Annotated in this window: 11 protein-coding genes; 6 read left to right on the forward strand and 5 right to left on the reverse strand. The window is 46.8% G+C overall.

Features of this window, described 5'->3' with window-relative positions; genetic code table 11:
• Positions 1 to 61: 61 nt before the first annotated feature.
• The 4 genes from DFP97_RS14470 to DFP97_RS14485 all read right to left on the reverse strand — a co-directional run bounded on the left by DFP97_RS14470 (position 62) and on the right by DFP97_RS14485 (position 4976).
• Positions 62 to 682 (reverse strand): YqaA family protein, encoded by a 621-nt coding sequence (locus tag DFP97_RS14470; protein WP_114380902.1) that lies wholly within the window; start codon positions 680 to 682, stop codon positions 62 to 64.
• Between the two features lie 504 nt (positions 683 to 1186).
• Positions 1187 to 1852, reverse strand: coding sequence for a PDDEXK family nuclease (locus tag DFP97_RS14475; protein WP_114380903.1), 666 nt, complete (start codon positions 1850 to 1852; stop codon positions 1187 to 1189).
• Between the two features lie 509 nt (positions 1853 to 2361).
• Positions 2362 to 3777, reverse strand: coding sequence for an NAD-dependent malic enzyme (locus tag DFP97_RS14480; RefSeq protein WP_114380904.1), 1416 nt, complete (start codon positions 3775 to 3777; stop codon positions 2362 to 2364).
• Between the two features lie 83 nt (positions 3778 to 3860).
• Positions 3861 to 4976, reverse strand: coding sequence for an MGDG synthase family glycosyltransferase (locus DFP97_RS14485; protein WP_114380905.1), 1116 nt, complete (start codon positions 4974 to 4976; stop codon positions 3861 to 3863).
• 203 nt (positions 4977 to 5179) lie between these two features.
• Here DFP97_RS14485 and kapB point away from each other — a divergent pair, with 203 nt between their 5' ends.
• Entirely contained in the window at positions 5180 to 5575 is a 396-nt protein-coding gene (gene kapB / locus DFP97_RS14490) for a kinase-associated lipoprotein KapB (protein WP_114380906.1), read from the forward strand.
• 7 nt (positions 5576 to 5582) lie between these two features.
• On the opposite strand, the gene DFP97_RS14495 is transcribed toward kapB, so the two are convergent.
• Positions 5583 to 6926: an SGNH/GDSL hydrolase family protein gene (locus tag DFP97_RS14495; protein WP_181873529.1), complete on the reverse strand. Its 1344-nt coding sequence runs from the start codon at positions 6924 to 6926 to the stop codon at positions 5583 to 5585.
• A 354-nt stretch (positions 6927 to 7280) separates the two neighbouring features.
• Between DFP97_RS14495 and gltB the strand changes: the two genes are divergently transcribed.
• The 5 genes from gltB to DFP97_RS14520 all read left to right on the forward strand — a co-directional run bounded on the left by gltB (position 7281) and on the right by DFP97_RS14520 (position 15178).
• Positions 7281 to 11885 carry a glutamate synthase large subunit gene (gene gltB, locus DFP97_RS14500; RefSeq protein WP_114380908.1) on the forward strand — a complete coding sequence of 1535 codons (4605 nt, stop codon included), beginning with the start codon at positions 7281 to 7283 and terminating at the stop codon, positions 11883 to 11885.
• A gap of 500 nt (positions 11886 to 12385) precedes the next feature.
• Positions 12386 to 12826 (forward strand): PilZ domain-containing protein, encoded by a 441-nt coding sequence (locus tag DFP97_RS14505; RefSeq protein ID WP_114380909.1) that lies wholly within the window; start codon positions 12386 to 12388, stop codon positions 12824 to 12826.
• Positions 12827 to 12872: 46 nt separating this feature from the next.
• Positions 12873 to 14255 (forward strand): sugar phosphate nucleotidyltransferase, encoded by a 1383-nt coding sequence (locus tag DFP97_RS14510; RefSeq protein WP_114380910.1) that lies wholly within the window; start codon positions 12873 to 12875, stop codon positions 14253 to 14255.
• An 11-nt stretch (positions 14256 to 14266) separates the two neighbouring features.
• Positions 14267 to 14761 (forward strand): S24/S26 family peptidase, encoded by a 495-nt coding sequence (locus tag DFP97_RS14515; RefSeq protein ID WP_114380911.1) that lies wholly within the window; start codon positions 14267 to 14269, stop codon positions 14759 to 14761.
• 117 nt (positions 14762 to 14878) lie between these two features.
• Complete coding sequence (locus DFP97_RS14520) at positions 14879 to 15178, forward strand: hypothetical protein (RefSeq protein ID WP_114380912.1); 300 nt, start codon at positions 14879 to 14881, stop codon at positions 15176 to 15178.
• Positions 15179 to 15225 lie beyond the last annotated feature (47 nt).

A 15225-nucleotide genomic window follows, 5' to 3' on the forward strand; every position in this document is an offset into this window, starting at 1 on the left:
ATTTTAAAATAAAATGAAGGCCGGTCAGGGAATTTCACCTGACCGGCCTATTTTTGTAGTGTTATGAACTTAGATGTATATTGTCCTGCTGTTCCGCCTCGGCTTGCTTCGTGGCCTGCTCTTTTTTCTTCTGATTTCTTTTCCTAAGTAAAAGATATACGATTACAATTGGGACAGCCCCAACAAAAATGTATAAGGATACGTCCTTAACCATGCTCTCAGCAGCACGGCCATAAAAATAAAACAATAAGCCAACAATATAAAATTTTAATCCGCGGCCAATAGCGGCATATCCGATCAACCGCCACAGCGGGAAGTTTAAGCAGCCCGATAATATCGTAAATACTTTAAAAGGAATCGGCGTAAACGATCCGATCAAAATGGCTGCCTCGCCATTTTTCTGAAACTTAGCTGTAGCTGCGTCGATCCATTCCGTTTTTAAAAACTTATACAGGACCGATTTGCCCATTACTTTACCGAGGTAATACCCAACTGGTGTTCCCAAGAGACAGGCTATATAACCAACTGTAGCCAGCCATATTGCTGTAGATGGATTGAGTAGGCTTAACGATACTTGCAGGAAAAAAGCCGGAATCGGGAATATAATGGCATCGAAAAACGAATGTATAAACAGTCCTAAAGGCCCGAATTCCTTTAAAAAATCTACTACAGCTTGAAACATTACCAGGCTCCTTTTCCGTCAACTACCTGCACATAAAGCCTGCTTAACGAACTAAACCAAGCGGGAAACTACCTTATATGCTAACGTTGCTTACGCTTTATAGAAATAGCGCTTAAGACACTCGATATTATTATAGCATATATATTACGGTGAAGAAGATGATAGGTGTCATGTCTTTTTAGGAATGATCGCAGCAGCAGGCTTATGCGTTTACATTATTGCTTCTTATAGGCTGGGTAATTTGGCCTTCTTCATATGACCACTGAGAGATTACTCTTTAATCTTATTTGAATATAAGGAATAAGTACATTAGTGGCGTTATTATACCCCTGGTAGGAGTTGTAGAAAGAATAACGGAATAGATAGTCGTTATTTAGATTCTTATCCTTGGAATCAGATAAAATAGCTGAATAAGACCATTTAACACCGCTATTTCCATCCTAAATAGAGTAGCAGCCCAAATAAGACCCATTATTACCGCTAATAATTCTGTCATCAATAATATTACAAAGTAAAGTTCTTGTCCTTGAGATCTAGCTGATAGGAACGGATACGCGCATGGCCGCTTGCGGGTTTCATCCACTTCTTAGCAACTAATTGTTGAAGCCATCTTCTAGCGGTTTTGTTCTCTAATGAAAAATGCTGACATACGTCTCCTGGAGTAATGGGGTGGGAATATCTCATCGCAAGACGAATGACTTCTTTCTCCATAAAGGTTACGTCATTCACTTGATTATCTATGCCGAACCATCTGCCCATGAACTGCTGAAGCTTTTGTTGGCAGAAGCGAGGATGATCTTTAATGTCGTCGAAGCTGAAACGGAGTACCTTCCAACCATCTATAACTAAGTCATTTTGACGCCTTCGATGATCAGAGAATTGTACGCGGTTGATGTTTTTCCAATGAGATCCGTAACTGTCAATTTCGATGGCCAGTTTGATGAAGGAGCGAATATAAGCAAAATCAATATACCGGTCTCCATCCTTATAATCATAAGTTTCATACTCGGGATGAAGGTGATTCAAATTCCCAAAGGCCGGCCACCATACGCGCTCCAAAAAAAACTTCTCAGCGTGATCGTGTCCCTCTTTCAGCCTTCTTAGCGACTCTCCCTTACGAGCAGCGATATGCTTCTTCATAAACACCTTATGCGCTTCTTCAAATATCATCAATCATTCCTCCTAAAAGTTTTGTAAAGAAAAAACGCCGCCTGATTACGGGAACCCGTAACAGGCGGCGTGTGCTTCACGTCGTTATAATATTTAATACTACCTTAAAAGGTAGTCTGTTGGAAGTCAAATTCTTTGTGGAAGCCGTATTTAGTAATTGGATGTTTCGTCATACAGGCATATAACGGTAAAAATGTCCTCTATTCCATTCACAGATGTTTATTTCGAGGATATAGCGGAAAAATTGGGCGTTATATGAGTGAAATGGCGGTGGGAGATAGGTTAACGACTATATAGACCAGAAAATACCGCTATTATCCAACTGCTCTTCCACTGAAGTTAATAGCGGTAAAAATGGGCGTTATACTCCTGTGCTGTCCATCATGGATAGCTATCGGTGGATCGAATGATGCTCCATCATGGATAGCTATCGTTTGATCGAATGATGCGCCATCATCACGGATAGTCATCGTTTGATCGGTTGATACGCCAGTGCATGGTTTATACAACTACTCCCGCGGATTCCGGCGGGAGACGCCGCTTTTCACGGCTGCCTGAATGACGCGGCGGCGGACTTCCTCGACGACTCGCGCGTTAAAGACACTCGGTACGATATACATGCGATTTAGTTCATCGTCGCTTATTACCGAAGCGATAGCTTCTGCTGCCGCTACCTTCATTTCCTCATTAATTGTCGTAGCGCGGCTGTCGAGCGCTCCGCGGAAAATGCCCGGGAAGCAGAGGACGTTGTTAATTTGATTCGGATAGTCGGATCGGCCGGTGGCGAAGACAGCGACGATGTCCTCTGCAAGCTCCGGCCGGATTTCCGGCTCAGGGTTAGCCATGGCGAACACGATTGGCTCTGGTGCCATTAATTCAATATGCGCTCGGGTCAAAATGCCGCCAGCGGAAACACCGATGAACACTTCCGCATGCTGCAAAGCTTCAGCCAAACCACCTGTAAGGCGCTGCGGATTCGTATGCTCCGCATACCACTGCCACATCGGATTATCGTAGGTGCGGTCGGCGGTTAATATCCCCTCGCGATCAACGCCGACAATATGCTTTGCACCTCCAGCGAGCAGCATTTTCGTACAAGCGGTTCCCGCAGCGCCAATGCCGCAGATAACAATACGAGCTTCGTTTAAGCTGCGGCCTGTCAGCTTGAGCGCATTGAGCAATCCAGCGTATAGGACGACAGCTGTACCGTGCTGATCGTCATGAAATACGGGAATATCCAGCTCCTGCCGCAAACGCTGCTCAATCTCGAAACAGCGGGGAGCGGAAATATCTTCAAGGTTAATGCCGCCGAAAGCAGGAGCGAGGTGCTTGACCGCAGCAATGATTTGATCAGTGTCTTGAGTATCCAGGCAGATGGGGAAAGCGTCGACGTCCGCAAATTGCTTGAACAGCATCGCTTTACCCTCCATAACCGGCATTGCGGCGTAAGGACCAATGTTGCCAAGCCCAAGCACAGCGCTCCCGTCGGTAACGACAGCCACCGTATTTCTCTTTATGGTTAACGTATAAGCTTTTGAAGGTTCATCGAAAATCGCTTGGCATACCCTTGCGACCTCCGGGGTGTAGACACGCGATAAGTCGTCGCGGTTTTGAATGGGGGTTTTAGGCTGTATCGTTATTTTGCCGCCTAGGTGAAGCAAGAATGTACGGTCGGAAATATGGAGTAACCGAATGCCGGGCAAGGATTGCAGGGCATTCGTGAGTCGCTCGGCTGCACCTTGCTCCGCTATTTTGACCGTTAAATCACGAATGCTTTTGTTTTTGTCCGTATGTATGACGTCAATCGCGATAATATCGCCTTTTGCTTTCTCGATTGCTGTAGCAGCCCGGCCGAATTGAGCCAGATTTGTATCGATTTCCAATCGTAAAATAATTGTTTTTCCGTCCGCCATTTGTGAACTCATTATAGACAGCTCCCTTCGTCAGTTATACTATGTGGAAAAAGGTGTGCAATTTATGCTTCATTTTCATTAGAAAAAGAAGGCCGTCACTGCATCAGTCGCAGGACGGCGTTCGGACAACTCGTGGGGTCGTATTGTTGATTTCGTTTTGTCATTAAGCTATCTCGGAATTGGCCGGAAGCGTATGGCTCGTGAATGAGCGAGAACCATTTATCGACAGTATCGTTAGAGTCGAGCATCTCGCCAAAGCCGTTGCTTATGAAGTATTCGCAGTTCTCTTCTTCTTGGCCGGGAATCGGCTCGTAAAACAGCATCGGTATTCCTTTGCTCATTCCTTCGGTACAGGTCATGCCGCCAGGCTTTGTTATGAGCAAATCGGATACGTCCATTAACTTGTTAATTTCACGGGTAAAACCAAGAACGCGGACGTTCGGGTGCTGGAACATCGGATCAGCAAGCATCTTTTCTTTCATCTTCTCGTTCGTACCGACACAGTAGATGAGCTGTGTGCTCTCTCTCCACTTCGTCATATATTCAAGCGCATTATCCTCATACATAATACCCCATCCGCCACCCATAATGAGCACGGTCGGCATAGCCTTTAAGTCAAACTGCTTTCGTATATCGTCTTTTTCGTATGTATTCCAGAAATTCGGGTGAACGGGAATGCCTGTTACCTCGATTTGATCTGGTGAAACGCTCTTTTCCATTAGCCGCTTCTTCACAAGGGATGTGGATACAAGGTAGCGGTTTACTTCCTTATTTACCCATGAACCGTGTGCATCATAGTCCGTTATAAGTGTATACAGCGGCATGTCCAATCCAAGGCGCTTAAGCCGTGCAACAACGGCATTCGGTACAGGATGGGTACAAATTATTAGATCCGGCTTCAACTGGGATATAACCTGCGACGTTTGGGTATAAAACATACGGTGAAGCGCAAGCTGCGTAAACCGGTTGAGCGATTTTTTATAATTGCTGCGGTACATAAGCCCAACCATCTTAGGCTGTTTGCTTACTGTTTTTCGATAAGCCGATACAATCCATGGGCCAAGCACCGGGTTTAGAAATTTACCAAGCTCGATAACACGGGTTTGGATGCCCGGACATAGCTGTTTTAGACCGGCAGCGAGCGCGTAGGCTGCCTGGGTGTGGCCAGAACCAAAGCCTTCAGAGAGCAGGAGCACTCTTTTCTTACGCATACATTCACCTACTTTTCTATTTCCATATTACGACGCAAGTGCTCCTAACACAAGTTTTATCCGAGTGGGTTGCGAATAATATAGTGGATAATTTATCCTTAATTATAGATGTACGTCATGTCAAGATATAAAATCCTTGATTCGACTATTTTTACATATATTTTACAAGAAAAAGCAAAAATGAAAAGTGAGGTTGAATTCTAATGGAGCCAATAAATCAAGCTGACCCGAGTTTAAAAACGGGAGATATCGTTCGAGCGGAAGTTCGAACAGGTCAATATGTAGGCGAGCTTGTAGAATTAAACGGGCCGCGTGCACTCGTAAAGGTGCTTGCCGTGTTAAAGCATCCGGAACAGGGCGACCTGCATAATCCGTACAACCCGGATGTTCCTATGTTTCACGAGCGGCGTGCTCTTAGCTATACAGAGAAAACGACCGTGCTGCTGCGGGATGTAAAGCTGTACACGGGCAGCGTTCCCGAATATAAGGATTCGCTTAGGGCTGCAGTTGCTGCGGAAATAGCCGCTCTTGACCGGCTGCATCGTTGGGCTGCCAAAGGACTTGAGCAAATGCAGCAGCTTGAGAAGGAATATAAGTAGGTAAAGTTTATTTATTGATAAAGACCGTTTTTAACGTATCACGATAAATGACTTGAAAATGCAGGCCTTCGGATAAAGCGGCAAGCGGGACATACAGCTTTTTTGAAATTCCGATCTGTTGAAGGAAAGCAGGCTGTGCGTTTAGCTTCACAGGTACTCCGTTGATACGTAATGTAGCAGATCCAACCGAAATATCGACTGTACGTCCTTTCAGCAGAATGGACGCGGTCTGTGTAGCTGCGTGCCACTTTAATGTGGCACCCATAGCATCCGTAATGTCGCGAAGCGGTACGAAAGTTCGATTTTGTACTAATACTGGCTTATTATTGCTTAAAAGCTCCTTGCCCATCACGACAATCGAAACAGGCACTCCGCTTTCTCTCGGCTTAACTGTTCGATAATTTCCCCATACAGCCTTCGTGAACGCTTTACCCATTGCCGCGTAGCCCTCCCGGCTAGGATGAATATCCCCTTCTGCAACAGAGGTAAAGTTCAACTCATTGCCGGTGAACGCATTGGCGACGTTTGCAGCCTTTACATTGAAACCATTATTTGTTAGACGCGTGATTATTTCATCCAGCCGCTTGCGCTGCTGCTTCAAGCTGTCCATCAGAAAAAGCCGATTAGCTTCCGGGTACAATGGAAAGGTCAAAGACCCGATTTTTACAGGGGGCGGTATAGGCAAATATTGATCAGCAACAACAATTTGTGCATTAGGCTGCAGAGTAAGCATTAATCGCAGTGCAGCTTCAAGCTCCGTTTCATAAATGTTTAAAGCGTTGGCCAGCACGACCGCTGCTTCTGCTTGCGGGGCCCCCTCCTCAAGCTTAGCGAGAACGGCGTACATGTCGTTACCGCCGATCGTCATAACGATTAAATCTGCCTTGCTTAAAGCTGCGCGGAGCTGCTTCGTTTCAGCGAAAATTCGGTCTGCACGCGGGTCAGGAAGATTTTTTTGGATGTCGGAGCTCTCAACTCCTTCACCTTGTACGACTGCATCAATCCATCTCTTTAAACCGGATGTTCTTAAACCTAAGATACCGTAATTGGAGTACCCGGCGCTAAGTCCGTTAAAAAGAGCCTGTTCGTATAGATGCTCTACGAATCCGTAGGGTACCGATTGCTCGGTAAAGCCGTACTCATAACCTGCTGTGACAGAATCGCCCACTGCGACAATATTATATGTATCTGCTTGCGCAGTGCCGTCAGATTCGAAAGCGGCATATGCGGTAGATGAATAATTCTCAGATGTAAATATTGGTATATTAGTTGTAAAAGAGCTTATCAGCCATATAACGAGCACGGCAGGAGCGGCCGTTCGAAGCGTCACTTTCCTTAACTTGCTATTCAAAACGTACACATCCTTTTGATATAGTAAATATGTACAAACGGTGACCCGGTAAACAATCCTTATCACAATCATAAAAATATTAAATTGATTCCGTTTTGGCCTGATGTTAAAATAATATAATAATCGCATTTTCGCGGTATACGGCCCGGTATATGGTCAACTAAACGGAAACGCTCGTAAGCAGCGCAAAGAGCCGTTTAGCTTATGAATGGCAAGGAGCAGGCCGATGTGCCTCGCTGACTACCATTCTATGATAACACAAGCCAAAAATGAAGCGTAACGCGTATTCATCGATGCTTATTTTTAACACGTTCACGCTTACCCAAAAATCTTCTCATAGAAAGGTTGCAAACAATGAAAGAACATATTTTGGGATTGCCGCCGAAGCAGGGGCTTTATGATCCGCAATTCGAGAAAGACGCTTGCGGCATGGGCTTTGTGGCCAACATCAAGGGAATCAAATCGCATAAGGTCATCCGTCAGGCGCTGACGCTGCTCGAGAATATGGAGCACCGCGGAGGTCAAGGCAGCGAACCTAATACTGGAGATGGAGCGGGAATTTTACTTCAAATTCCGCATGCCTTTTTTGCAGCTGAATTAAAGAAGCAAGAAATTGTGCTTCCGAAGGAAGGGCAATATGCTGTCGGCATGATTTTCATGCCTCAGGATGAGGCTGCACGCAGCGCGATTGAGCGTGAAGTGGAGTCGATCGTGCAGGAAGAAAACCAATCGGTTATCGGTTGGCGTACAGTTCCGACGAACGACAAGAAGCTTGGTGAGTCCGCATTAGCGGTGAAGCCTTATGTCCGCCAGCTATTTATCGGCCAGAACGATAGCTTGAAGGACAACATGGCATTTGAACGCAAATTATACGTTATTCGTAAGCGTGCTGAGCTTGCGATCCGATACGCCGGCAAAGAGGGCGGCAATATGTTTTACTTCTCGAGCTTGTCCTCGAGAAAGATCGTCTACAAAGGGATGCTTACGACCGAGCAGGTCCGTTCGTTCTACACCGAGCTTAATGATGAATCGGTTGTATCCGCGATGGCGCTCGTTCACTCCCGTTTCAGTACGAACACGTTCCCAAGCTGGGAGCGCGCGCATCCATTCCACTACATGATCCACAACGGCGAGATCAACACGCTTCGCGGAAACGTGAACTGGATGCATGCCCGTCAAACGTTGTTCGCAACGGAATTGTTTGGCGATGATCTTGAAAAAATTAAACCGATTATTAATCCGGATGGCTCTGATACAGCGATGTTTGATAATACGCTGGAGTTCCTGTTCTTGTCCGGCCGTTCGATGGCGCATGCCGCGATGATGATGGTACCGGAGCCTTGGTCCAACCATGAGAGCATGAGCGACGAGCGCAAAGCGTTCTACGAATACCACAGCACCTTGATGGAGCCATGGGATGGGCCTGCGGCGCTTGGCTTTACCGACGGCGTGAAAATCGGTGCGGTGCTTGACCGCAACGGTCTTCGTCCAGCCCGTTATTACGTAACGAAGGACGACCATATTATTCTAGGATCCGAGGCAGGAACGGTAGAGCTTCCGCCGGAAGATATTTTATACAAGGATCGTTTGCGTCCAGGCCGCATGCTGCTTGTGGATACAGAAAAAGGCCGCATCATTTCCGATGAGGAAGTAAAGGCGGAAATCGAGACGGAGCATCCTTACCGCGAGTGGCTGAATGAGCACCTCGTTGATTTGGAGGAGCTTCCGGAAGCTCCTGAATTGCCGGAACCGAACCACGCGACTGTACAAATGAGACAGCAGGCTTTCGGTTATACGTTTGAGGACATCCGTAAAGTGCTTGAGCCTATGGCTGGAAGCGGCGCGGAGCCGATCGGCTCGATGGGCTATGATGCTCCACTGGCTGTTCTGTCGGAACGCCCGCAGCGTTTATACAACTATTTCAAGCAATTATTCGCTCAAGTAACGAACCCGCCGATTGATGCGATTCGTGAAGAGATTATTACGGCAACGGGAACGACTATCGGTCCTGAGCGCAACCTGCTGAATCCTGAGCCGGAAAGCTGCCGCCATATTAAATTGGAAACGCCAATTTTGTCTAACGAGCAGTTCGCGAAGCTGCGTCATGTGCGTCGCCCTGGCTTCCGCGCGATCACGCTTCCGATATTCTTCCCGGCAGCCGAAGGTGAAGAAGGCCTGCGCGCCGCATTGAAGCAAATGTGCGAGGCGGCGGATCGCGTTATCGATAAAGGGCATAACCTGCTTATTTTGTCCGACCGCGGCGTCGACAAGGACAATGCTGCAATTCCGGCATTGCTTGCTGTATCAGCTTTGCATCATCACTTGATTCGTCAAGGCACACGGACGAAAGTTGCTCTATTGCTTGAATCGGGCGAACCGCGTGAAGTGCATCACTTTGCATTGCTGCTCGGCTATGGCGTGAGCGCAGTTAACCCATATCTCGCATTCGAGACGCTTGACGATATGATCCGCCAAGGCATGCTGCGCGGCGTGTCGCATGACAAAGCAGTCAAAAACTTCATTAAAGCAGCTACTAAAGGCGTTATTAAAATATTATCCAAAATGGGTATCTCGACGATTCAATCGTACCGCGGCGCGCAAATTTTCGAAGCGCTCGGCTTGAAAGAAGAAGTCATTAACGAGTACTTTACTTGGACACCGTCCCGTATCGGCGGTATCGGACTCGATATTATCGCTGAAGAGACGCTTAAGCATCATAACCGTGCGTTCGCAGAGCAAGAGGGCGGCGAGAAGGAGCTTGACTCCGGCGGGGAGTATCAATGGCGTAAAGACGGTGAAGACCACCTGTTTACACCGCAGACGATTCATACGCTGCAAATGGCTTCACGTGCGAATGACTACAAGCTTTACAAGAAGTTTTCTTCGCTCGTTCAAGGTGAAGACAAGAAGCATCTGACACTGCGCTCCTTGCTGCAATTCAAACAAGGACGTCAATCGGTACCGCTCGAGGAAGTTGAATCGGTGGAATCGATCGTAAAACGATTCAAAACCGGTGCAATGTCGTTTGGTTCCATCAGTAAGGAAGCGCATGAGAGCCTGGCTATTGCGATGAACCGTCTAGGCGGTAAATCGAATACGGGTGAGGGCGGGGAAGATCCGGCTCGCTTCATTCCGGACGCTAACGGCGATTCCAGACGCAGCGCGATCAAGCAGGTAGCTTCCGGACGATTCGGCGTTACGAGCAACTACCTTGTAAATGCGGATGAAATTCAAATCAAAATGGCCCAAGGCGCGAAGCCTGGCGAAGGCGGACAGCTGCCTGGCCTTAAAGTATATCCGTGGGTTGCCGAGGTTCGCGGCTCCACACCTGGTGTAGGACTTATCTCGCCGCCTCCGCATCACGATATTTATTCGATTGAGGATTTAGCTGAGCTGGTCCATGATTTGAAAAATGCTAATCCACGCGCTCGAATTAACGTGAAGCTCGTATCCGGAGTTGGCGTTGGAACAATTGCGACCGGTGTTGCCAAAGGCCGCGCGGACGTTATCATGGTCAGTGGCTATGACGGCGGAACAGGCGCTTCTCCAATGGGCTCGATCCGTCATGCGGGTCTGCCATGGGAGCTTGGACTTGCTGAAACGCATCAAACGCTTATGCTTAACAACTTGCGTGACCGCGTTGTCCTTGAGACAGACGGTAAAATGATGAACGGCCGCGACGTTGCGATTGCCGTACTGCTTGGAGCCGAAGAATACGGCTTCTCGACTGCTCCGCTCATCGTTCTAGGCTGTATCATGATGCGCGTATGCCAGCTGGATACTTGCCCGGTTGGCGTTGCGACACAAAATCCGGAGCTTCGCAAGAAGTTCATGGGCGATCCTAGCCATGTTGTTAATTATCTGCGCTTCATTGCTGAAGAGCTGCGTGAGATTATGGCAGAGCTTGGCTTCCGTACCATTCAAGAAATGGTTGGACGCGTCGATATTCTTGAAACGAAGCAGCTGCGTGAGCATTACAAAGCGAAAGGCATTGACCTTACCGGCTTGCTGTATGAAGCTGATTTGCCGCAGGATGCTGTACGCTATAATATTCAAGGGCAAAATCACGGACTTGAGCTATCGCTTGATATGCAGCAGCTCGTGCCTCATGCGCAACCAGCGCTTGAGAGCGGAGAACGCGTACGCGGTACATTCCCGATCTTGAACACAAACCGTGTTGTCGGTACGATTCTTGGTAGTGAAGTTACTCGCCGTTACGGCGCAGCAGGCTTGCCTGAGGATACGATCTCGTACCACTTCGTCGGAACAGCCGGCCAAAGCTTCGGTGCATTCGTACCGAAAGGGATTACGCTTTCCATCGAGGGCGACTCGAATGACTACGTTGGAAAAGGGTTGTCTGGCGGTAAAATTATCGTAGCGCCTTCACCGAAAGCGACCTTCGTTGCTGAGGACAACGTTATAATTGGTAACACTGCGCTTTATGGCGCAACCAGCGGTCAAGCGTATATCCGCGGCGTAGCCGGCGAGCGCTTTGCCGTCCGTAACAGTGGCGTTAATGTCGTCGTAGAAGGCGTGGGCGATCACGGCTGCGAATATATGACAGGTGGCCGCGTTGTAATTCTCGGTAAAACGGGACGAAACTTTGCTGCAGGTATGTCAGGCGGCGTAGCTTATATCCATGATGAGAAGGGCGATTTCTACAACCATTGCAATTTGGAGATGGTATTGCTGGAGCGTCTTGAGGATTCAGAGGATATTGCAGAGCTTCGCGGCATGATTGAATCGCACGTTCAATATACGGAAAGCGCGATCGGCTCCCGCCTATTAAACGATTGGGAAGCTTCGGTTGCGAAATTTGTGAAGGTTATTCCGAAGGATTACAAACGGATGCTTGAACAAATCCGTAAGGTTGAAGATACTGGCTTAAAGGGCGAAGCGGCATTGCTCGCAGCTTTCGAGGCGAACAAGAAGGAGCTTGCCCGCGCAGGCGGTAAATAACTATAAGTTGCTCGAATTTACGAGCTCTAAAATAGGGACTGTCACCGAGGTAGAATAACTACTTCAGGTGACAGTCCCTTTTATTTTTCGACAAAATCTCACTAAAATAGAAAAAAGCCGCGTGCATTAACCGACATATTCCATCCGATGACTCGGGTATAATTATATTATTATTTCAAATTACTCTATTAATCTATTAGTAGCTTAATATTTCTTCGTCTGACAGCTCGAAGTGGCCGACAATGGTGCGAACATCATCGGTTAAAAAATTGCTGAGGGATTGAAGTACGACCGACCAAATAATCGATAGTGACCTGGAACGAATCCGCGAACTGCTCTTCCCTCAATCTAGTAATCTGAATACCGATGTTCTTTGAATTTCTCCTGCTTCGAACTCCCACTTCACTTATATTATTACGGATACGTAACAAATGTATGCTTTTACAAAAAAAATATGAGGTCTCACTTTTTCTGTTAATCGTACGATGGAGGAATGAAGCATGGCGACGTATTCAAATGACGCCTCGCGCGCGCACATTAGGCTTCGCTTCACAGAAGGCGTAAAGGCAGAGCTTAAGCTAATCAGTAAAAACGGACAGCTGCTCACGAATTCTACAACTACGGTAATGCTCCTGAATTTGAGTCAAAACGGTTTATGCTTTTTATCGGGCCTGCAGTTGCCCATACAGCGTAATTATTTGGTCGAATTTCGCATGACCATCACGAATGTTCAACTTATTGTCCGCGGTTATATCGTCTGGCGTTCGATGATGGATAATCAATATATTCATGGAGTTATATTTGAATGCACCGATACGCTTCGTTCATTAATTATTGGCGTAATGAATCAGGAATTGCTTGAAAGGCAGCCGCAGCAGCAGAGGATTCATCATCTGTATAACCGGCTGCTGCATGCCAAGAGATTCAACTTCGGAGGCTAGAAAATCTGAAATAATAACGGCGCATTTTAGAAGAGGGGGACATGATTTGAAAATCATTTTGTTATCAGGCGGCTCCGGTAGAAGATTGTGGCCCTTATCTAATGGTAATCGGGCAAAGCAATATTTAACGGTACTAAAGGCTCCGAACGGCGGTAAGGAATCGATGCTGCAGCGATTGTGGAGACAGCTGGACGAAGCCGGCCTGCAGGAGCATACTCGAATTTCTACATGCCGCCAGCAGGTGGAGCTTGTGCAGCGACAGGCTGGCGCGAATGCGCCGCTAATCATTGAACCGGACCAGCGTGACACATTCCCTGCAGCAGCACTCGCAGCTGCTTATTTGTATTCTATCGCGGGTGTATCTTTAAGTGAAACGGTCATTATTATGCCGGTTGATGCATATGTTGAAAGTGATTTCTTTTCCTGTATAAGAAGCTTGCCGAAGCTGCTCGGGGAAAGCAAATCAGAACTGATGATGGTTGGGACAAGACCCGGCTTTCCAGCGGAGCAATACGGTTATATTGTACCTGAGAAAAAACAGAATGCCGATGTCGAAGGGGTGCTAGGACATAAGGTTCGAGCGTTCAAAGAGAAGCCATATGAGGACGAAGCAAAATCGTTGATAACGGACGGAGCTTTATGGAACAGCGGCATTTATGCTTTCCAGCTCGATTTTATGATTTCGATGCTTATGGAACTCGGTTTATCTATACATTACGATGAGCTATATAAACAATATTTTAAATTGCCGAAATCAAGCTTCGAATCTGAAGTGACACAAAAAACATCGTCCAGATCAGTCGTTTGCTATGATGGGACTTGGAAGGACCTGGGATCATGGAAAACGTTATCCGAGGAAATTTCATGTCAACAGCTCGGGTTAGGTGAAGTATCGGACGACTGCGAGCAATCGCAGCTTATTAATGAGCTGAATATTCCGATATCCATCATTGGTTTGAATCATATTATTGTCGCTGCAAGCCCTGACGGTATACTTGTGGCAAGTAAGGATGCTGGTTCGTTAATTAACGCGAAGCTTCAAAGGATGAATGAAAGACCCAAGTACGAAGAGCGGCGCTGGGGATTCCACAAAATAATCGAGACAGGAGTGCTGCCATCGGGGCTTCAAATGGTTACTAAACGAAAGTTTATTGCTGCGGGCCAGAATATCAGTTATCAAATGCATTTTAAACGGAGTGAAGCGTGGACCATCCTGTCAGGTGAAGGTGTACTCATATTGGATGATGCATATCGTCATGTTGCTCCGGGCGATACGGTGCAAATTCCGAAGCGCTCCAGACACAGTTTGCGAGCTGTTACGGATATGGAACTTATTGAGGTGCAGACAGGTACGGATATTCATGACGATGACATTATTCGATTGGGCGTTACTTGGGATGATATTACAAGCCAATTGAACCTGGTGTAGGAGAATTGAGGATGATCGAACGGAATGAACTGGCTGTCATTATTGGGAAAGTCATTGAAAATCGAGGATCCATTGATGTGACATGCTACGGTAATGCCATGTTTCCATTTTTGCGTGAAGGAAATATGACCACATGCGTACGTGTGAGGGAAGAGGAGCTGAGCATAGGCGATGTATGCTTGTTTGGTAATAACGAGGGATCTCTTTTGCTATATCGCATTATTGATATAAATGATGAACAGCAGCCAGCGCTTTATATTCTTCGGGGAGATACGTGTGACAGACCGGAGTCCCCCGTTCCGTTCACTAGAATTATTGGTAAATTAGCAGCCGTGCATCGTGATGGTAAAGTCATTTATGCCTATCATTGGAAATCTCGTTTATTGGAAGTGGCAGTGCTGCAAATTCCATACTGGTCGAAGCTGTTGAGGTGGACGGCAAAACGACGTTTTGATCGCACTCTTAGTTATGATACATCTATGTTAGATATTGATAAAAATTGGTGAATTTGATTGACAACTTAAATAGAATGCCATACAGTTAATAATAAATGATATAAAATGTAACGTGATGATGAGAGGTCAATAACTCGCTACAAACGATGAGAGGGAGCGATCTATCGGATGGTGCGTTCAGAGGACCGTTTTTATTGTGTTAGTTGCGGCGAGATGGTTTCCAATCCAGAGGCAGATATCTTGTTTCGAACAGGATTTTTCCGAGTGGTACATCCAATGGGCTATTGCTTGGCTTGCAGCGTTGAGCAGGATAAGCTGGATGCAGTCGTTGGGTCGACGGGTAAGACCAGTAACTATGACTATAAAATGTTCCTACGCGCAGATGCGAAAGTTGCCGAACATACTGTACAGCCTTATCGAACGAACAATAACGAAAACGAAAACCTCTTTTCTACAGCATTATTGTAGGAAAGAGGTTTTCGTTTACTTCCAATTGTTTCCTACATCGCTTATAA

The sequence above is a fragment of the Paenibacillus prosopidis genome (assembly GCF_003337375.1).
Taxonomy (GTDB): Bacteria; Bacillota; Bacilli; order Paenibacillales; family Paenibacillaceae; genus Pristimantibacillus; species Pristimantibacillus prosopidis.